This is a genomic window from Hoeflea sp. AS16 (assembly GCF_038900095.1).
GTDB lineage: Bacteria > Pseudomonadota > Alphaproteobacteria > Rhizobiales > Rhizobiaceae > Hoeflea.
This window is the reverse complement of sequence record NZ_JBBMQQ010000005.1, coordinates 231,884-252,167: the sequence shown is the minus strand read 5'-3', so window position 1 is coordinate 252,167 and position 20,284 is coordinate 231,884. Positions and strand designations below refer to the sequence as shown.

General features: G+C 61.0%; 19 protein-coding genes. All 19 read right to left on the bottom strand.

Annotation, left to right across the window (positions count from 1 at the left end):
* A complete protein-coding gene (locus WNY80_RS15095) occupies positions 1 to 636 on the bottom strand; it encodes a hypothetical protein (RefSeq protein ID WP_342888214.1) in 636 nt (211 codons plus the stop codon).
* Between the two features lie 141 nt (positions 637 to 777).
* On the bottom strand, positions 778 to 1,350 hold the full coding sequence (locus tag WNY80_RS15090) for a toxin-activating lysine-acyltransferase (protein ID WP_342888213.1): 573 nt from the start codon (positions 1,348 to 1,350) through the stop codon (positions 778 to 780).
* A gap of 386 nt (positions 1,351 to 1,736) precedes the next feature.
* Positions 1,737 to 2,162, bottom strand: a complete 426-nt coding sequence (locus tag WNY80_RS15085) for a hypothetical protein (protein ID WP_342888212.1) — start codon at positions 2,160 to 2,162, stop codon at positions 1,737 to 1,739.
* Positions 2,163 to 2,379: 217 nt separating this feature from the next.
* A complete protein-coding gene (locus WNY80_RS15080) occupies positions 2,380 to 3,249 on the bottom strand; it encodes a hypothetical protein (protein WP_342888211.1) in 870 nt (289 codons plus the stop codon).
* Complete coding sequence (locus WNY80_RS15075) at positions 3,249 to 4,664, bottom strand: DNA methyltransferase (RefSeq protein ID WP_342888210.1); 1,416 nt, start codon at positions 4,662 to 4,664, stop codon at positions 3,249 to 3,251. Before WNY80_RS15075 ends, WNY80_RS15080 begins: the two co-directional genes overlap by 1 nt.
* A 987-nt stretch (positions 4,665 to 5,651) precedes the next feature.
* Positions 5,652 to 7,100: an aldehyde dehydrogenase family protein gene (locus WNY80_RS15070; protein ID WP_342888209.1), complete on the bottom strand. Its 1,449-nt coding sequence runs from the start codon at positions 7,098 to 7,100 to the stop codon at positions 5,652 to 5,654.
* A 1-nt stretch (position 7,101) separates the two neighbouring features.
* Entirely contained in the window at positions 7,102 to 7,869 is a 768-nt protein-coding gene (locus WNY80_RS15065; protein WP_342888208.1) for an SIS domain-containing protein, read from the bottom strand.
* Between the two features lie 22 nt (positions 7,870 to 7,891).
* Positions 7,892 to 8,626 carry a uridine phosphorylase gene (locus WNY80_RS15060; protein WP_342888207.1) on the bottom strand — a complete coding sequence of 245 codons (735 nt, stop codon included), beginning with the start codon at positions 8,624 to 8,626 and terminating at the stop codon, positions 7,892 to 7,894.
* A complete protein-coding gene (locus tag WNY80_RS15055) occupies positions 8,623 to 9,459 on the bottom strand; it encodes a carbohydrate kinase family protein (RefSeq protein ID WP_342888206.1) in 837 nt (278 codons plus the stop codon). The genes WNY80_RS15060 and WNY80_RS15055 overlap by 4 nt, the downstream gene beginning before the upstream one ends.
* On the bottom strand, positions 9,456 to 10,013 hold the full coding sequence (locus WNY80_RS15050; protein ID WP_342888205.1) for an isochorismatase family cysteine hydrolase: 558 nt from the start codon (positions 10,011 to 10,013) through the stop codon (positions 9,456 to 9,458). Before WNY80_RS15050 ends, WNY80_RS15055 begins: the two co-directional genes overlap by 4 nt.
* The gene (locus WNY80_RS15045; RefSeq protein WP_342888204.1) at positions 10,010 to 10,897 is read right to left on the bottom strand and encodes an ABC transporter permease; all 888 of its coding nucleotides are present in this window, start codon (positions 10,895 to 10,897) and stop codon (positions 10,010 to 10,012) included. Before WNY80_RS15045 ends, WNY80_RS15050 begins: the two co-directional genes overlap by 4 nt.
* Positions 10,894 to 11,922 carry an ABC transporter permease gene (locus tag WNY80_RS15040; RefSeq protein ID WP_342888203.1) on the bottom strand — a complete coding sequence of 343 codons (1,029 nt, stop codon included), beginning with the start codon at positions 11,920 to 11,922 and terminating at the stop codon, positions 10,894 to 10,896. Before WNY80_RS15040 ends, WNY80_RS15045 begins: the two co-directional genes overlap by 4 nt.
* The gene (locus WNY80_RS15035) at positions 11,919 to 13,445 is read right to left on the bottom strand and encodes an ABC transporter ATP-binding protein (protein WP_342888202.1); all 1,527 of its coding nucleotides are present in this window, start codon (positions 13,443 to 13,445) and stop codon (positions 11,919 to 11,921) included. Before WNY80_RS15035 ends, WNY80_RS15040 begins: the two co-directional genes overlap by 4 nt.
* A gap of 90 nt (positions 13,446 to 13,535) precedes the next feature.
* Entirely contained in the window at positions 13,536 to 14,558 is a 1,023-nt protein-coding gene (locus tag WNY80_RS15030) for a BMP family protein (RefSeq protein ID WP_342888201.1), read from the bottom strand.
* Position 14,559: 1 nt separating this feature from the next.
* On the bottom strand, positions 14,560 to 15,366 hold the full coding sequence (locus WNY80_RS15025) for a GntR family transcriptional regulator (RefSeq protein ID WP_342888200.1): 807 nt from the start codon (positions 15,364 to 15,366) through the stop codon (positions 14,560 to 14,562).
* Positions 15,367 to 15,796: 430 nt separating this feature from the next.
* A complete protein-coding gene (locus tag WNY80_RS15020) occupies positions 15,797 to 16,726 on the bottom strand; it encodes an aldo/keto reductase (protein WP_342888199.1) in 930 nt (309 codons plus the stop codon).
* 45 nt (positions 16,727 to 16,771) lie between these two features.
* A complete protein-coding gene (gene ugpC, locus WNY80_RS15015) occupies positions 16,772 to 17,839 on the bottom strand; it encodes a sn-glycerol-3-phosphate ABC transporter ATP-binding protein UgpC (RefSeq protein WP_342888198.1) in 1,068 nt (355 codons plus the stop codon).
* A 10-nt stretch (positions 17,840 to 17,849) separates the two neighbouring features.
* Positions 17,850 to 19,379: a DUF5060 domain-containing protein gene (locus WNY80_RS15010; protein WP_342888197.1), complete on the bottom strand. Its 1,530-nt coding sequence runs from the start codon at positions 19,377 to 19,379 to the stop codon at positions 17,850 to 17,852.
* A 37-nt stretch (positions 19,380 to 19,416) separates the two neighbouring features.
* Positions 19,417 to 20,274 carry a carbohydrate ABC transporter permease gene (locus tag WNY80_RS15005; RefSeq protein ID WP_342888235.1) on the bottom strand — a complete coding sequence of 286 codons (858 nt, stop codon included), beginning with the start codon at positions 20,272 to 20,274 and terminating at the stop codon, positions 19,417 to 19,419.
* Positions 20,275 to 20,284 lie beyond the last annotated feature (10 nt).

Genomic DNA, 20,284 nt, shown 5'->3' with positions numbered 1-20,284 from the left:
CTATCTCCTGATAAAATCGCCGTGGCGAAGCTTTGCTTCAAAACTGAAGTCCTTAGGATCGATCTGCGGCACTACGGATGGTTCAGGGTATTTACTCAACCACCCCAACACCGCCTCCACCCGGCCCTTGGTCACCGGCTCGTCGGTGATCGCAAGCGTGATCGAGGAAAGCGCGTAGCCGGGGCCAAAGGTGGCGGCGAGATCGTCGGGATCGACGCGTTGAACGCTTGCCGGGTCATTGATGTCGGCGAAGGTGACCAGAAGGGGGTAGTTGCCGGGCTTCAGGATCCGGGACTCTCCTTGCATGCGGGCGATCCGGTCCAGATCCCTGCCCCGGTTTCGGCCCCGGTCTTCGAGCGCGTAATAGAAACGCTCGGCGCTGCCGCCCAGAAGCGCGAACAGGTAGCGCCCACCGCCGAAATCGACGATGGTGGCTTCTCCGATGACCTCGTAGTTCACCTCGTTGCCGCTGGCCGGGAGTTGACCGAACCAGGAGTCCACCTGAATGACCGAAGCCCCGCTGACAACACCTTGCGGCGTTTCAACCTCGACGATCAGCTTCTGGCGCCAGCTGTTGTGGTCCCGGCAGCCGGAGAGCACGGTCACTGCCAAAGCCAGAGCTGCCAAGGCGCGCATGGAAACCCGGCACCTCATGCGCATGCCTCGGCTAAGTCAAAGGTGCAATCAGATTTATAGGAGGCGCGGGCACACTCATCCATCAGAGGTAGACGTGATTGGAGGAGCGGCGGCGTGCCTTCGGATATCATCGACACACCCTCAATTCAGCGCCTGCGGCGGCGTTTCGCCTTCGGCCTTGCCGGCCTGCGTCAGCTTTTTCAGAACCTCGGGATCAACCAGTTGCGCCACAAGCGGATGAATGTTGAGCGACCGGGTCTTGGCGATCTGGTTGAAGCTGGTCAGCACGGCAGTCGCCAGATCGCGGGTCGGCGCGATGACATCGAGGAGCCAGACCTTGTCACCACTTTTCCAGTCAGTGGCCTTGAGCCGCACCGGAAAAGCGCCGGCCTTGATCTGTTCCTTGATCCTGGTCTCGACCTCACCGGAAACGCTGGCCCAGATGGCAATTGCCGCCGGCGCCAGGGCCGCTTTCGGATCAGCGTCTTCGGCCGGTTTGGGCGAGGCGATGGCGATGCAATCGCGCACCAGCGGGTCGATGACAAGATGCGCCAGATCCGCCAGCGACTGGTGCCGGTAGCGCGGCACCGAGCTCATCGCCAGCACCACCTGCCCGAAGGAGGAATGCACCTGTGCCTTCACGCCGGCGATCTTCGCAAGCGCCTCCGGTGACAGCTTCGACAGATCGGGGCTCTCGGTGTTTGGTTCGCTCATTCGCAATTCCTCAAAAAACAATCAACCTGCGGGTTAAGAACGCCAAGCCCCAAGCCTATCCCCGGGCGTGCGCCCATTCGCCTGCGGGGCAACGGCTACGCCCATGAGTCGACTCATAAAGCACTCTGCCCCACAACCTGAACACGAGCACAAAACCGAATTGTGAAACAACTCCGGCTTTTTAGGGGAAATTAACAAATCATGAATTTTGGTCGGAAAAAGATACGGGGACGGGATTTCCCGACCGGCATTCCGCACCAGTCTAAAACACGCCATCACGCCCGGATTGCGCCTGTCGACAGCTTCGGGCGGAGCGGAGACGTGACGCTGGCGCAAAGGCGATCGAAGCCTCGGGTATAGTGGCCTGGATTTGTTTCGCACATGTCTTAAACAGCAAACTTCCTCGCCCTCAGCGTCCGAATTTTGCCATCCTCATCCGAGGCGATTTCGAACCTTACCCGCTCGAACCGCAGAGCAAGTTCGAGAATACCAATGCGCGCCGCGGGATCGTTCATTTTCCAGGTATGATGGGTCATGATCTGCAGCGCCCGGTCAAATCCAGCTTTATAGCCACGCCCGAATATCATCGGCGTCGGCGAGAGCTTGAGATCCTTGGTGTCAAGCACATGCCCCCGAAACCGCCATTCACTGTCGCTGAGTATTTTCCGGGCTTCGCCTTTCGCGCTTCGGAGTTCCCAAAGTTCGGTGGCGATGCAGTCAGCCACCATGAAGAGCGCCAGGATCGGTGCTTCGTCTCGTGTCAGTGTCTTGGTGTAACGCTCCGTTGCGCACTGAACATCGCGCAAGGCCATTCTGTAGCCACGGAGAAACGGGGGTACGCTTGTCATTTTGCACCTATGCTCTGTCTGCACTGGCGCCCGAGATGCGCCGTAGCGGACGGAGCAATTACGTGGCAATGCGTCGTCATTGCGTCCAGATACCGATTTTGCCGGCATTCGAGGAGGAATGGCCGCGGATCGTCCCTGGCGTCCATTGAGACCAGTCGGTCGGCCGCCTCCCCTGCCCGCATCAGCGCTGCAATTGCCTAAGCCTTGCAGAGATTTCGCGGTCGCTCATGATCTGGCCGGCCATCATCTCGTGCAGGAGTTCGATACAGCCCTCGGTTACACGTTCGAGATCCGCGCATGTCTTTCTCAATGACGGCATCCTCCAGCCTCTTGGCTTTGGACTGCCGATTGCAGCCCACTCCTGATGGGTGATCTTGAGCAGATCGCGCTTGGTGAGCCTGCGGCATTTGTAAAGATCGGCGATCAGTTGCATGTCCGACTTGTGAAATCGGGCCGGCAAGCCGTCGTTGAAGAAGTGCACGAGGACCAGAGCGGATGCGCCGGGGAATTGCTTATCCCTTCCGCCGCTGTTTTGGTCACTCTCCGGCTCGCCCAGCCGCTCCTCAAGGGCTGCCTGAAGGATATAGAGATCTCGCCTGGCACAATTGCCGAGGACGATCTTCAACTCCGCCTCATCCCATGGCCCGTGGACCTTGTAGCCAACGCCTGGAATGATCTCGATGTCATCGGGATGGGGCAGGACAGTGTTGAGGTCCTGGCCTTCTTTCCTGGCCTTGTCGAGCAACACTTGTTGGTGTGCCTTTACGCGGTGAGCGAACTCGATATCCTCCTCGATCTCCCGCTGCATGATCCGTTGTGCCAGGATGATCTCGTTGACCGCATTGCTCAGCGCATGGACAGACCCGCTGGCGGCGACCTGCAGAAGCTTGCGGGTAACCACCTGTTCGATCGAGACTTCCTGCTGCCGGCCCTCACTGGTGATCGTGACCTTGCGGCCTGCCTCATCAAGCAGGATCTTCTGCAGCGGAGTAAGGCCGGGTGGAGTGACTTTCGGCGTCGCCTTGCGCGACTTGTTTCGCTTGACCGCCATCACCGAGCTCCTTTGATCAAAGCGGAGATGGCGGAGCTATGGTCGGCCGAATGGAATGTACCAGCAATGCTCACACCCTGGTTGCCGACATCACCAGATCCATCACGATCCGCCATCACGTCCGCGAAGGTTCTGCCGGTTTCTGCCATGCGAGCCGGTTCGCCGGTCAGTCGCTCGAACCGGCGGATGATGGTGTCGCAATAGAGCGGATCGATCTCCATCAGATGAGCGACACGACCGCACTGATCAGCAGCAATAAGGGTCGAGCCGGATCCTCCAAAGACATCGAGGATGATATCGCCACGCCGCGAGCAATCCTTGATGGCATCCCCAATCAGCGCCACCGGTTTGACCGTTGGATGCATGGCAAGCTCTTCATCGCGGCTGGCCCCGAGCGAGCTGATCCCCGGATAGTCCCAAACATTGGTTCGATATCTTCCTTCTTCCCCAAGCCCGAAGGTGTTGATGTGCGGGGCCGTGCCCTTCTTGAAGACAAAGACCAGCTCGTGCTTGGAGCGGTAGAACGAGCCCATGCCGCCATTGGTCTTGTTCCAGACGCACAGGTTCTTAAGCTCCGAGAAGACGGCATGGCCCGCTGCCAGCACCTCGCGCATGTGGCGCCAGTCCATGCAGACATAGGCAATAGCTCCGTCTGTGAGTTGAGACGCCGCGGCTTGAAGGCTGTCTGTCAGGAACGTAGTGAACGCGGCTTCGTCCATCTCGCCTGAGGCCAGTGCAAACTCACGATGCCTGACACGACCCAGGCCAGTGACATGGCCATCGATCGGCACATTGTAGGGAGGATCGGTGAACAGGAGTGTCGACGGTTTCCCGTTGCACAGGCGCGCAACATCCAGTTTCGACCGGGCATCTCCACACAGAAGGCGATGCGGCCCAAGCAGCCATAGACCCCCTGCCCACGTCACCGCAGGTCCCTGCCCGACCGGCTCGACCCGATCCAGAGTACTATCCGCTTCAGAACCGGTCGGCTGTTTGTCGCCGATGGTGAGATCTATCTCCACCGTGGAGAAGCCCAGGCCCTCGATATCGAAGTCGAGATCGATCAGGCCCTGCATCTCGATGGCGAGCAGTTCCCGATCCCAGCCTGCATTCTCCGCGAGCTTGTTGTCTGCGAGGATGTAGGCACGCACCTCGTCTTTCGACAAATGTGACAACCGTCGGACCGGGACTTCCGTCATCCCGATCAGCTTTGCGGCCTCGACGCGCCCATGACCGGCGATGATCGTGTTGTCTTCGGCAATCAGCACCGGATTGCAGAAGCCAAATCTTCGAATGCTGTCGGCGATCTGCCTTACCTGCTTCTTCGAATGGGTTCTGGCATTGTTGGCATAAGGCGCGAGATTTTCGATCGCGCAAGATTGTTCAAGGCATGCGTCATCGCTTGGCGGATGCATCTGCATACTCCATGTCAGCGCCACGAGGGCGGATCAGGTTGTCCAGGGACTTCAAACGCTTAACTGACCGAACAATACCGGAACAGAATCAACCACTGCAACCGGTGATCAGCAGAAAGCAAAACTGTACTCCCACGTTCGTGGGATAGTTTTGTGCATTTACGGAGTTCAACTGCGTATGGGCTTTGAAGTCGTCTCGAGAAAGGCAGCGTTATTTTTGCGGGGCGCGAGGAAGGCCTGTTTTCCAATCTGTTAGAATATTTTTCCCAAGATAAAGCGGTCTTGTTCTAAACCATGGAGCCTCTTGGCTCCTCATCGACCAGAGTTCGGAACCGTATTCCGCGAATCAAACGCCGAGCAGCAACTCAAGGCGACCCCATCTCACGCGGGCACAATCTTGCTTCGTCAAAACGCAAGCTGAAGCACACTGAAAGCCGGCCGGATTTCGTGAGACAACAAGCCAATCCCGCCAACGCGCCAGGCAATCCCATATAACTGCGATCCATTCCCACGAAACGACAATCGAATCCCACGCAACTGCAATCGCATCCCACCGTCCGGCAATGAAATCGCCCACAAACACCGCGCCAGGATCGGGCCGACTTCGCCCTTTGGTAGCTTCCACTGACCGGACATCGTCGGAGCGAAACCATTCAACCCTTTGAAATTGCGCCTTAATTTAGGCAATTGCCTGAGGGACGGTTAGCGTATCCTCCCGCTTTTCGCCACTCAAACCAAGAGACCGGTTCGCGCAGGAAAATTTGCACAGCCAATCATCGCCAGTGATTCTAGTGATATAGAAGAGTTTTTCCGGGAGTGACGGCAATGCGCCGGTCGCTGCGGATAAAGACGCTGTGGCGAGAATCTGCGCCGCCAATGGTGATCATGTGATTGCAGGCGGGGTGCAGCCATCCGGTCCACCCCGCCCTGCCCTGTCAGGTTTACACGCCATCCTCGACCCGGCCCGTCAAGGCCCGGGTCGAATGGTCAGATGCTGTGGCGCAGGCGCATTTTCAGGTGTTTGGGCTGGAGGTAGGTGTCCAGTCCCTCGGGGCCGAGTTCGCGGCCGAAGCCCGACATTTTCCACCCGCCAAACGGCGCCTGCAGATCGCTGGTATCGTTGACGTTCACGCCGACGGCGCCGAAATCCATCCGCTCGGCGAGCGACCAGACCCGGTCGAGATCGCCACCGAAGATATAGGCGGCGAGGCCATATTCCAGGCTGTTGGCTATTGCCAGCATCTCGGCGTCACTGCCGAATGTCGCCATGCCCATCACCGGACCGAAGGTTTCCTCGCTCATCGGAAGGCTGTCGAGGGGCGCGTTTTCGATCACGGTCGGGCGATAAAACAGCCCGTCGTCAAAGCCGCTGCCGGTGGCGCGGGCACCGCCGGCAATGACGCGTCCGCCCTTGGCCACGGCGTCGGCGACATGCCGGTCCATCCGCGCGATCACGCCCGCGTTCTGGACCGGACCATAGCCAATGGCCGGATCCAGTCCGTCGCCGATGACCGTCTTTTCGGTCAGCGAGGACAGGATATCTGCAAACTCGCGGGCAACAGGCGCTGCGACAAGGATGCGGTTCACGGTGATGCAGATCTGTCCCATGTTGGAGAACCCGCGCCGGTGGGCGGCGCGGGCGGCCTCTTCGAGGTCGGCGTCCTCCATCACGACGAAGGGCGCGTGGCCACCAAGTTCGAGGCAAAGGCGCTTCATGTTGACCGACGCGGCGCGCATGATCGCCTGCCCTGCAGGAATGGAGGCGGTGGCCGACAGCGCCCGGATGCGCGGATGCGATGACAGGGCTTCGCCCGCCACCGGACCGAGACCGGGGATGTCGGCAATGGTGCCTGCCGGAAAGCCGGCTTCATGCAGGCAATCCACAACCATGGCGATGGCCAGTGGCGTCTCGTGCGGCGACTTGACTATGATCGGGCAACCGGCGGCCAGCGCCGGGCCGATCTTCCAGCAATAGAGATCCACGGGATAGTTCCACGGCACGATCGCCGCCACCACGCCAATCGGGTGATAGGTCACAAGGTTGCGGATATCGGGCGCCGAGGCCGGACGGATCGATCCGCCGACGCGCACGGCCTCTTCGGCGTAGTAACGCATGACTTCGCAGCCGAAGAGGATTTCCTTGACGTTGTCAGGCACCGGCTTGCCCTGCTCGCGGGTGAGCAGGCGGGCCATCTCGTCAACCCGCTCCTCGATCAGGGTGGCGGCCTTGCGCAGCATGTCGGCACGCGCACGCGCCGGCATCAGCGCGAACGAGGTCGCCACCGCTTCGGCGGCATCGACGCACCGGTCGACCACGGCAGCATCGGCCAGCAGTGTCGAGCCGACATGTTCGCCATTGGCCGGGTTGATAATGTCGAAACGCTCGAGACCGGCGGGATGCTCCCAGCGGCCATTGATGAAAAATCCGCGCTCCATCTCAGCGCGCCTTCAGCCGGCGCCACAGCTCGGCATAGTTGAGGTCATTCTGGGCGTTGGCTGCGGCTTTCTCGGTGGTGTTGGGGCTGACCATGAGATAGGGGTCACGGCCGGCTTCGGCGACCAGTTCAGCCGTGGTCGAATTGATCGCATGGCCGATGGCAATGGCAATCGAGGTCGAGGTTGCGCCGGTCTTGCCCTTTACGCCCTCGATCGCAATCCCCGCATCGCCCAGGGGTACGCCGGTGTCGATCACCACGTCGGCGATTTCATAGAGCCGCTTGCCGCTCGAATGGCGCGACGGGACGGAGGAAGAGTGCGGCATCGATGTCACCGCGATCAGCTTCATGCCCTTTTCCTTTGCAGCCACCGCGATGTCCAGCGTCACGGCATTGATCCCGGAATGGGAGAACATCAGCATGGTGTCGCCCGGATCGGTCTGGTGGCTGTCGAAAATCGCCTTGCCATAGCCTTCCTGCGAATGGATGAACCGGTACTGGCGGGCGCCACCGTCGCCGAGCACCCGGTGGAAGGAGATCATCGAGCTTTCGACGATGGGACGAAAACCGGTGACAGTGCCGGTGCGCGGATACATTTCCATCGCGGCGAAAGATCCGTGCCCCGTGCCGAAAGTGAACACCAGCTTGTCGTTGAGGATTGACTGGGCGCAGGCGCGCGCGGCATCCTCGATCGCCTTTGTCTGGGTATCCATCACCTGGGTCAGGCGGTCGACAACCGTCTGCAGATAGCGTTTGGGCATATCGCTCATTGTTCTTGTCCTTTTTGTCGGTTCAGCCTGTGATCGCGTCGAGAGCGATCCGGAAGAGTTGTGTCTCGCCATTGTCGAGGGCTTGTGCGCCGAGCTTTTCCTGGCTCAGGGCATCGACCGTGCCATAGCAAAGTGTTGCGACGGCGAGGCCAAGGTCCTGGCCGGCGGCCAGAAGTGCTGCCGTCTCCATGTCCAGCGCCATGACACCGCGGCTGTTCATGTCTGCGCGCATGGCGCTGGCGCGGGCCTCGCCCTTTGCGTCGATCCCGAACATGTCACGGTAGAAAGCGTCATAGGTGGCATAAAGCCCCCGGTGCGATGTCTCGCCGGCAGCCGTCGCGGCCCCGGCCAGTGCTTCAACCATTGCCGGGTCCGCGGCCACCTTCTGGCCGGTGGGAACACCATAGGCGGGTGAGGTTCCGTCGAAACCAATGGCGGCATCGGAGACAAGAAACTCGCCGCCGGTGGCTGGCGGAAAATACATTGCCGTTCCGATCCGGACAAAGCGCTTGATGCCGAGATCGGCAAACTCGTGCAGAACGATGGTCGCAATGGGTGCGCCCATGCCGAAGGCTGCGACGCTGACCCGTTTGCCATTCCAGGTCCCGGTCACGGTCTTCAGACCTCGCTTGACCGGCAGGAAAACGGGGTCGCCCAGAAGCGCGCCAATCCGGTCGACCCGGTCGGGATCGCCAACCAGAATTGCGCTGTCGCCCAACTCTTCTGCGCTGTGGCCTGAATACCAAGCTCGTTTCATTGCAAATGTCTCCTCTTACGGTCCGCCAGTAGCGCGGCCGCTGCTTTTATTCCCGCGCTTGCAGCGCTTTCCGGGTCAGCCCCGGCCATTTCCGCGGCGATGTATCCGCCGGCAAAACTGTCGCCCGCGCCGGTGGTATCGGCGATCTCGATCGCGGCCACCGGTATCTCGCGGATTTGGCCTGCTTTGCTGACAACAACACAATCGCTACCGCGTGTTTCCACCAGCACTGCCGCGGATTCGCCAATCAGCGGGCGCTCGGGGGCGGAGTGGAAAATCACGTCCGCCCGTGCCGACAGCCTGGTGCGAAGCAGCGGCGGAAACGCATCCGGGTCGTTCTTCACCGCCCAGTAGAGCCGGGCCTCCGCGGGGCAGAGCGCCACGATTTCATCCATCAGCTGCGGCGGGCCGACGGATATGCACAGATGCGTCGCTCCGGCGATCAGGCTCTTCTGGGTTTCGGTCAGAACTTCGGACCGGCCCAGTGCCGGGTCGTAAAGGCACATGCAGGATCCGTCCGACTGGTAGACCAGAAGTGCCGTGGGCGAGCGCGGACTGTCGCAGACGCCGATCCCCCCGGTGCCGATGCCCTGGGCCTCAAGCCTGGCGACAAACCCCTCGCCCTCGGCTCCCCTTCCAACCCACATGACCGGCGTGGCCTGCTGACCGGCACGGACGGCAGCACCCGAAATGTAAGTCGGGCAACCGCCGGCGCGCGGCCACGCTTCGGGGTCACGCGCGGCAATCAGCGTGGTGGTATCGCCCATAGCCTGTCCGTCGAGGCCGACCGCATAATCGAGGCTGGCATATCCGGTAACGACAAGTCGGCTCATGCGAGCAGGCCTTTTCCGGTTTCCAGATCGACAACCTTGCCGATGTAACGGTCGATGTCCTCAAGCGAGGCTTCACCCAGATTGGGCCGGTTGGTGTTGGTTGCCGGGCCGACCACATTCACTTCAAAGCCGTTGGCGAAAGCATCGGTTGCGGTGGCGCGAACGCAGACATTGGTCTTGACCCCGCAGATCACCACGCACCCGATGCCCTGTTCATTGAGGAAGAGTGCCAGCTCGGTGGCAAAGAAAGCCGAATAGCGCCGCTTGGTGATCAGGATTTCCCTGGCACGGCCCTGGGGTCCAAATCCCTCGAAAAACGCGGCATTGAAACCGCCTTCCACGCAATGGACCGGAAGCCGCGGCTGCTCGAAATCGGCAAATCCGTCACGGTGGCGATCACAGACATGCACGATGATCGAGCCACCAGTTTCTGCCGCCGCGATCAGAGCCCGGACAGGCTCAATGACCTCCGGAGCAGCGGGATAGTAGTTTTCGCCATCAGGATGCAGAAACGAATTCTGCATATCCACCACGATCAGTGCGGTCTTTGTCATTGCGCTCTCCTGAGGCTGCGAACTTGTGTGATGACCAGTGCGACAAGCACCATGAGATAAGGCAGTGCGCCGATCAGCCGGGGCGGCAGACCCACGGTCTGCATCCGGATCTGCGCTGCATCGAGCAGGCCGAAAAGCAGACAGGCGGCGGCGGTTTGCCAGGGCCGGTCGCGTCCGAAGTAGAAAGCGGCAAGGGCGATAAAGCCGCGCCCGGCAGTCAGGCCCTCATTGAAGATGCCGATGGAAGCCAGTGCCAGCTGCGCGCCTGCAAGGCCGGCAAAGAAGCCGGCAAATGCCGTCGATGCTTCCTGCAGCAGTTTCGGCTTCAGCCCGACCGAGAGCACAACCGGCGAGGCGTTTCCGGTCGCCCTGATCCACAGGCCAAAGCGGGTGGCTCCGAGCATGAAGGGAAGGACGGCAATCGACAACACCGCGAAAATCGTCAGCGGATCGAGGTTGGCAAGCATCTGCCCAACCACCGGAACAGTTTCGATGGATTGCGGGAACACATGCGGCAGAAGGGCAACGTCGGGCAGGCGCAGGGTGCCCGACGAGCCATAGACATAACTCATCAGGAAGCCGATCGCGCCGGCGGCGAGCACATTCAGGCCCAGCCCGGCGGTGATCATGTTCGCGCCCAGCCGGGTGATGGTCAGCGAGAAGCCCCAGCCGATCACCATGCTGACCAGCGCGGCCGCGAGTGTGGCGACGAGCCAGCTTCCGGTGGCGGCGGAGATCACCACCGCGACAAAGGCCCCGACCAGCATCTTGCCTTCGAGCGCGATATTGACGATGCCTGCCTGCCGGTTGACCAGCCCGCCGATAGCGGCGAGCAGGATCGGGGTGGTGAGGACGACGCCTGCGGCCAGAACCTGTTCGATCATGCTTTCGCCCTCCGAAGGATGGTGATGCGGCCCAGTTCGATGACCGCAAAGATCATCACGATGCCCTGAATGATGTTGACGAGGTCGAGCGGGATATTGGAGAAGAGCTGGATCGTGGTGCCCGCCGAGGCGAGCGCACCGAACAGAATGGCCCCGATCAACATACCCACCGGCGTGTTGCGGGCCAGAAGGGCCACTGCCATGCCGGTGAAGCCATAGCCTGCGGAAAAGCCGTCGGTGAAGCGGTGCAACTGGCCCAGCCCATGCGCAGCCCCGCCCAGGCCGCCGACTATGCCGGACAGCACCATGGCGAGGATGATGGTGCGCTGGACCGAGACCCCGACAACGCGCGAGAACCGGCGATTGAGCCCGACCCAGGCGCCTTCGAGACCCGTGGGTGTCCGCCGTGCCCACAATGCATAGGCAACCAGAACCGCCAGCGCGAGCAGGAAGCCGCTGTGAAGTGTTGCCGGAGGCATCAGCCGCGACAATTCCGCCGCCTCATGAACAGGAGGGGTCACATTGTTACCCGACTGGGCTGAAAGGAATGGCCCGTTGACAAGGTATCCGGTGATCGCAACAGCAATGAAGTTGAGCATCAGGGTCGACACCACCTCGTCGACCTCCAGCTTTGCCAGCAACCAGCCCGGAACAAAGAGCCATGCCGCGCCGAAGATGGCTGCGATCACCATGCAGGCAGGTGCCAGCGCCCAGCCGAACCCTGCCGGCAGGCTGAAACCTGCAACCACGGCTGCGAGACCGCCGATGAGAAATGCCCCGTCGACACCGACATTGAACACGCCGGCCCTGAAGCAGATCGCTGTGCCGACAGCGGTAAACAAAAGCGGTGTTGCCGCCGAAAGGGTTGATGCGAAACGCCGCGGCGAGCCGAAGCCCTCGGTCAGCATCAGCGAGAACGTGTCGAGGGGGTTCTCACCGATGAGCAACAGCACAACCGCGCTGACCAGCAGCGCGATCAGCAACGGCACGGCAAATCCCAGTCCCCGGTCAAGCCAGTCCCTCATGCGCCCGCCCCTTCCATTACCATGAGCCGTCCGATGTCACGTCGGTCAGCATCCGCGTCCAGCTCTCCCACGATCCGGCCCTGAGCCATCACCACGATGCGGTCGGACAGCATCTGCAATTCGTCGAGTTCTTCGGAAACAAGAAGCACCGCACCGCCGGCATCGCGGAAATCCCGCAGGATGCCGTGGATCGCGGCGATGCCGTTCAGGTCCACTCCCCGGGTTGGTTGCGAGACCAGGAGAAGCTGTGGCGCGCCTGCAATCTCGCGGGCAAAGACCACGCGTTGCTGGTTGCCGCCCGACAGGCTGCCGACCGGGTCACGCAGCACGCCATATTTGACCGAGAGCCGCTTCAACCGTTCCAGCGCGACATCCTTCATCGCCCCGCGGTCTACCCAGGTTCCATTGGAAATCGGCCGGGCACGGTGCGACCCGGCAATGGTGTTTTCCTCGATCGAGGCTTCAATGGCGAGGCCCTCATGGCGCCGGTCGGCACTGATGTATCCGATCCCGGCGGCCCGGCGAAGGTCGGCATCGAGCCCCGACAGGTCCGTGCCCGCCAGCTCTACCCGGCCCGTTGCACGGCGAAGGCCGCAAAGCACTTCCATCAGCTCCACCTGGCCGTTACCGGCGACACCGGCAAGCCCGACGATCTCGCCTGCATGAACGGCAAGAGAAATGTCGTGCAGCGGATGTGACTTTTCGACGGCTTCCGCTGAAAGATTCGTTACGTTCAGAACCAGCGAGCCGGGCGTCCCGCGCTTTACTTCGCCGCTGACCGGGTTGGCGCCGTCGACAATATGCGATGCGATCTCTTCACCGTCGGTCTCTGAAACGGCGGCAGAAAAGGCGACTTCGCCCTGGCGGATGACGGTTACCCGGTCGGCCAGCGCCGTGACCTCGCCGATCTTGTGACTGATAAAGAGAATTGCGGTTCCGTCCTCGCGGATCCGGCGCAGCAGGTCGAAAAGCTCGTTCACCTGCTGAGGCGCCAATACCGCTGTTGGCTCATCGAGAATGAGAATTCTCGTGCCCCGGCGCAGCAGCCGGATGATTTCCACGAACTGTTGAATATGGACCGGCGCAGTGCCCGCGCGGCGGTGCCAGTCAACCTCGATCCCGATGCGCTTGGCCAGTTCCCGGCCCTGAGCCTCGGCAACCTGCCAGTCGATCCGGGCGAAGGCACCCCGCCCCCAGCTTACCGGTTCATCTCCGAGAACCAGGTTTTCCAGAAGGCTCAGGTCGGGCGCGAGCATGAACTCCTGGTGCACCATGCCGATGCCTTCAGCCAGTGCATCACCGGGACCTGTGAAGGTGACGTCGCGGTCCATCACGGTAACATGACCGCTGTCGGGACGATCGATGCCCTGCAGCACCCGCATCAGCGTCGATTTTCCGGCCCCGTTTTCTCCGACGATGGCATGGATTTCACCGGGACTTACGGAAAGCGAAATCCCCCGGTTCGCCTGAACCGATCCGTAGCTTTTCCATATTTCGGTGGCGCCGAGCGCGATCGTCGTCATGGCATGCTCACAGCAATAGAAGGTTGCTGCGGCGGGCCGAAAACAGCCCGCCGCATTTTGCAAATGGTTTCGCCGGGGAAGCCAGCCCGGTTAGTTGTAGAAGTCCGGATACCCCTGGGAGGATACGTCCCAGACCTTGATGTCACCGGCAATGATCCCGGCCTTGGCAGCTTCGACAGCTTCAAGATATTCAGCCGGAATGATGTCCTTGGTGAATTCCATGTCGGTCAGGCCAACGCCGTTCTCGGGCAGACCGAACACCAGCGTATCGCCACCGGGGAACTTGTCGGCCGCATAGTCCTTGATCAGCTGCTCGGTTGCGACGTCCACACGCTTGACCATCGAGGTCAGCACATGGCCCGGCGCAAGGCCGTCCTGGTTGGTATCCACACCGATGGCATAATGTCCGCTGGACTCGGCTGCAGCGATCACGCCCAGTCCGGTGCCGCCTGCGACGTGATAGATGATGTCCGCACCGCTTTCGAACATGGCATTGGCCATCTGCTCCCCTTTGGTCGGATCACCAAAGCTCTCGGAGTAGCCGACCTTGACCTCGATATCGGGGTTCACCGACTTCGCGCCCTGAATGAAGCCGACAACGAACTTGTCGATGCCTGGGCTCTTTACCGCCGGAATCACGCCGAGAATTGCCTCGGGGTTGATCCCTTCCACGCCCTCGGTCGTGGTCATTTTCGCGGCCAGAACACCGGCGAGATAGGATCCCTGGTGCTCACCGAACAGAACCGAAGCGATGTTGTCGCCTTTCCGGACCTGGTTGAAGATGGCCCAGAATGTGTCCGGGTAGTCCGCGGCCAGCGCCTCCATCGGCTCGCCGTGGGCATATTCGAGGCTCAGCACCAGGCCGAAATTCGAATCCGCGGCGCGGCGCATGATTTCCTCGCCCTGCGCCACCACATCGTTGGATTCGATGGCCCGGCCTTCAAGACCGGTTTCCTTGATCGCGGCGGTAAAACCGGCATTGGCCGTGTCATTCCACGAGCCGTCACCCAGGCCGCCCTGCGCAACAATCATCGCAACGGGTGCATCGGCGGCAAAGCCGGGCACAGCGAAAAGGGACAGCGCGACCCCTGCAAGTAGCTTCCTGAGTGTCATTTTAGTTCTCCTGTTGGTTATTTTGTTTTGTATTGTCGAGCGCAACGTGAAGCCGGTGCGGCACCTCGTGGGCCGTGCCGCGCACCAGTTCCAGATCATAGGTGTAGTAGTCGGCGTGATAGACGGCCTCGGCAGCCTCGATCAGGCGGCCGCGCGGGTCGTAGCTCTGCCGGATCACCACCATCAGCGCGGCGGGCAGCGGGACGCCCAGCGTCTCGGCCTCTTCCGTCGTGGCGAGCCGCGCGGAGACATGTTCGGAGCCGCGGCCAATGGCAATCCCTGCATCCTCGAATGCCGCGTACAGCGAGGCCTCGCCTTTCAGCAACTGGCCCAGTTTTTCCGCCGACAACTGCTCAAGAACCCGCTCGGGAATGAAGGAGCGGTGAATTGTTGCGGCCACCCCGTCAACAAGACGCAGGCGAACCAGAAGCATCGACGGCTCGTGCACGCCATAGGCGCGGGCCGCATCGGTGTCGGCACGCGCATAGGACAGAACCTTCTGCGACGCGATGTGACCCTGCGCCTGTACGGTTTCGGTAAAGGACATCAGCCGCGAAGACCGCCGGTGCAAAGCGGGAAGCGCGACAAAGCTGCCTGCCCCCTGCCGCTTGATGACGATGCCTTCGGCCACAAGCGTATCGATCGCCTTGACCACCGTGCCCCGGCTCATCCCGAACCGTTTTGCAAGCTCTGCCTCGGTCGGAAGCTGACCACCCGGCGGATACTCACCGGCGACGACCGCCTCGCGAAGCGCTTCGGCAAGCACGCGGTAAAGAGGTTGGGAAACAGTTGGCTCTGCGTTTGTCATGCCTGGACTATCGGCATGAAAATTTGAATAGTCAAGTTTGATTTTTGCAACATTTGCCTGAGCATCATCTCTTCGCACCAACCGGCCCCCTCAACGCCTCACCCATGAATAACAAGCAAAAACATTGATTTACTCGGACAAACTGAGGGTTTCACGCAAACATATCGATCGGACGGCCAGAAATAATTTGCTCATGCGAATTTCAACGCTGTCCACGCAGACACCGGTTCATGGTGACCCGCCACGGCCAATTCCCGCCGTTTGGAATCAGAGTCCGGCCTTGCTCGACGAACGACGGATGAAGGGAAAACGGCTTGCGGACCGGCAGTGACGCTGGGGACTGGAATGCCGGATACCGCCGCAGTTCATGGCAATGCCACAACCAGACCGACGGTTTCGTCACAATTCCAGAGCTTGGGTTTGAGCCGTCCTACAGGAACAGCGAGGGATTGGTCCTGGCGACGATGTCGTACCAATCCTGACGATCAAGCACGGTGTTTGCCGCCTTGATAGCGCCTTCGATGCGGTCCCGCTTGCCTGACCCCACGATCGGCACACCACCTGCGGGGTGGCGCGCGATAAAGGCAATTGCGGCTTCCGCCGCACTGGGGAGACCGTAATCGGCAGCTATCCCGGCGAGCAGGGTGCGAAGCCCCACGGTCTGCTCGTCCTCGCCCTTGAACAACCGGCCGCCGCCGACCGGTGACCAGATCATCGGGCGATAGCCTTCCCGGATGGCGTGATCCAATGTGCCGTCTGAAACCGGGGACAGATGCAGAGGCGAGAACTCGATCTGGTTGGTCACCACCGGCGCCTTCAAGCGCGATGCGACCAACTCGACGCGAGAGACCGACAAATTGGAAACGCCGACATGGCGGATCTTGCCCTCGGACACCAGATCGTCGAGGGCACCGGCGGTCTCGTCGGGGTCCATCAGATAGTCCGGGCGATGCAGCAGCATCAGGTCAATCACGTCGATGCCGAGCTTGGTGAGCGAACGCTCGGTCGAGCGCCTGATCTCTCTGGCGCTGAAATCGAAATGGCGCACCCGGTTTTCAGGCCGCAACCTGGAAATTCGCTGGATCCCGCATTTGGTCACGATCTCGAACTTGTTGCGCCCGGCCTTTGCAAGCGCCTCGCCGAGGGCTTCCTCGAGCGAGAACGGATCGGGATGGCCATAGACGCTTGCCGTATCGAGCGTTGTCACACCACGCCCGCGAAGCAAGTCGAGATGCCCGGCCAGTTCGGTTGAGGTCGCGAACTGCGACTGCATCCGCATCGATCCCCAGACCACGCCGGAAATCTCCGGTCCATCCTTGTGCAGTCGAACGCGCGCAACCGCGTCTGTATCGTTGCTCATCACAGTCTCGCTTGTATCTCGCTTGTATCTGGCTTGTGTCAGGCTTCACAGGATCCGGGCTTCGCTCACAGGATCGAAGAAGTGAACATTGGGCGTTGCGAAGGACAGCCGGACCTCTTCGCCAACCGCCTTGTCGAAACGCGCCGGCAGCACGCTGGTGAAATTTGCACCGGACAGATCGGCCAGAACATGGGTGTCGGCCCCCGTCGGTTCGATCACCTTGACGGTTGCGGGCGTGCCGCCCACCGGATCGACCGAAATGTCCTGGGGCCTGATGCCCAGGACCACCGGTTCGCCGCCACGGCCTTGCGGAGACGTGTGCAGCCTGACTTCGCTGCCATTGTCGAGCGTCAGGACAGGACTTCCATCTGCCGCCAGCTTGCCGGTGATGAAGTTCATCGCCGGAGAGCCCAGAAAGCCGGCGACGAACATGTTCGCCGGATTGTCATAAAGATCCATCGGCGTGCCCACCTGCTCGACCACGCCGCTGCGCAGCACGACAATCCGGTCCGCCATTGTCATTGCCTCGATCTGGTCGTGGGTGACATAGACGATTGTCGAGCCAAGCCGCTGGTGCAGCGCCTTGATTTCAGCCCGCATTTGCACCCGCAGATTTGCATCGAGATTGGACAGCGGCTCGTCAAACAGGAACACATCCGGATCGCGCACGATGGCCCGGCCCATGGCGACGCGCTGGCGCTGCCCACCTGACAATTGTGACGGCTTGCGGGCCAGCAGCGGCGTGAGACCCAGGATTTCCGCCGTGCTTTCCACCCTGGTGCGGATATCCGGCTTGGACATGCCGGAAATCTCCAGCGAGAAGCCGAGGTTCTGCGCCACAGTCATGTGCGGATAGAGCGCGTAGTTCTGGAACACCATGGCGATGTTGCGCTCTTTCGGGGTCAGGGCGTTGACCACCCTGCCCCCGATCGAAATCGTGCCGCCGCTGATGTCCTCAAGCCCGGCGATCATCCGCAGGAGCGTTGATTTTCTGCAACCCGAGGGGCCGACAAGGATGACGAACTCGCCATCCCTGATGGCCAGGTCGACGCCATGGATGACCTCGAGAGCACCGTAGGATTTGCGGCCACCTGAAATTTCAACCGTCGCCATGGCCGCGTTCCTACTTTTGCCGGGGACGGACGCGCAGCGCCAGCCGCGGCCGGCCCGGAAGTTCAACGGCGAAATCGGCGTCAGCCTTGCCGCCGCGGATCAGCGTGCCGTGCCGGGTGGTGGGGACGACATGGGCCTCGACAATCTTGGCAGGCTCGATTGTCATGTTCCAGGTGTCGATCAGGTCGACATCGTACTCACCGCCGTCGGTCGGCAAACCGCTCGACCAGCGAATTGGCTGATGCTCGCCGAAATAGATGTAGCGAACACCATTCACGCCATCGATGCCGCCGGAAATCCGGCTCCAGGGATAACCGTAATAGGTGCCAATCGGCGTGAGCCCGTGCTCGACATCCTCGTCCAGAAGTTCACGCAGCCACTTGAGCCGCTTCCAGGATTCCCCGTGCAGCTTGCCGCCCTTGGCCCACCAGATCAGGTCGTCCGGATCGCTGTAGGTCTCGCCGTGACCGGCGTAGCCGCCGCGTATGGTGGTGATCCAGAACCGGTGCACCAGTTCCTCGGCGGTGATGCTGCCCCAGCTCTGATAAAGGTCGCCCTCATATTCCGGCTCGTCATTGATGACCGGCTTGCCGTAGGCCTCGCGCCAGAGCGGGGTCTGCTTGACGTCCCAGTGCTGGATGCAGACATGGGTGATCCATGGCAGACGGTGGTTGTAGTTCTTGGCCGGGTCGCCGTTGTGGATCGACGTCAGGTGCTGGAGGTGATCGTTCTCTTCCAGCACATGGCAGAACTTGTGCCACAGCTCCATCGGCTTGGTGTCCATCAGGAAGTCATACTCATTGGCCAGCGACCACCAGACATTGCGATAGGCCGAGATCCGGGCGGCAAGATATTTCAGGAACCGGCAATCCTGCTCCGGCGTCATGTCGGCATAGCCCCAGCGGTCATAGGGGTGAAACAGGATGATGTCCGCCTCGATGCCCATCTCGGCCAGCTTGCCGATCTGGGTTTCGAAATGGCGGAAGGCTTCCGGATTGGGACGATCGAAATCCATGTCGGCTTCGCCATCCCCGGTTTTCTCGTAGACCGGATGCAGCGCAGGATTGGTGTTGTAGGGATAGTGTTTGGGAAACACGCCCATGCGGATCTTGTTGAAGCCCGACTTCGCCATCGTTTCCAGCGTCTCGTCCTGCATCGCTATCGGCTGATGCGTCCAGGCGTAGCAGGTGGTGCCGAAAGGCTTGTAGGCAGTGCCATCGGCATAGGCGAAATGGAACTGGTTGCGCACCCGCACCGGGCCGTGAACGCCGGATCGGGCCGGTGCGGCGGTCAGACCGCCTTCGAGCCCGTCGAGCTCGCTGACGTTCGACGCGGTCCGGAAACGCCATTCTCCCTCGGTGTCGGGGCTGAAGCGGAGACGGTAGGTGCCCTCGCCATCGTAGAAACCCGGAACCTTGACCCGGCGGTTGCCGAAGCGGAATTCGGCCTCAAAGGCAACATCGACAAAGGGATTGCCATTCGAAGGCCCTTGGGCGGAAAACTCGAAAATGTCCCAGAGCGGAATGGTTGGATTGGTCATGATATGGCTTTCTTTCTGCATGGTTGTGAATGGTCGATCAGCCCTTGACCGCCCCGGACGTAAGACCCGAGACGAAGTAACGCTGGAAGATCAGGTAAACGATCACGGCGGGCAGGACCGTCATCACGATCGCCGCGTTCAACTGCCCGTAATTGTTGGAAAACTGCCCCTGGAACGACATCAGTCCCAGCGGCAGGGTCCACATGTTCTTGTCCTGCAGCAGCACCAGCGCCATGGCGAACTCGTTCCAGGTGGCGACGAAATCGAGGATCAGCAACGCCGCCAGAACAGGCAGGGAAATCGGCAGGAAAATCCGCCGGAACGTGGTGAAATGCGAGGCGCCGTCGATCAGCGCGGCCTCGCTCAACTCCTTCGGCACCGCCTTGAAGAAGCCGTGCAGGATGAAGACCTGATAGGGAACGCCAAAGGCCAGGTAAGGCAGGATGATGCCGATATAGGTGTCGATCAGGCCGAGCGAATTCACCAGCGTGAACAGCGGCGCCAGCATGACCTGGAACGGGATCATAGCGCCAAAAAGGACGAAGACCAGAAGCAGCTTGTTCCAGCGCAGCCTGATGCGCGCCAGCGCGTAGGCAGCCATGGCCGAGAACATCAGCCCCAACGGCACCTTGATCACGGTGATGATGACGCTGTTGAAGAAGGTGGTCGAGAAATTGCCCTTGACCCAGGCTCCGGAAAAGTTGTCCCAGGCGACGACGCGTGGCGGCGCGAAGGCGTTGGTTGTCATGATCTCGTTGCCGGTCTTCAGAGCCGTGAAGGAGATGAAGACAAAGGGCGCGATCCAGATCAGAGCGACGGCAAACAGCGCCACCCAAAGCGCGATCAGCAAGGGATCGCGGCGCGGGCGAACGATTTCTTCTTCAAGCTGGACCATCGACACTGTT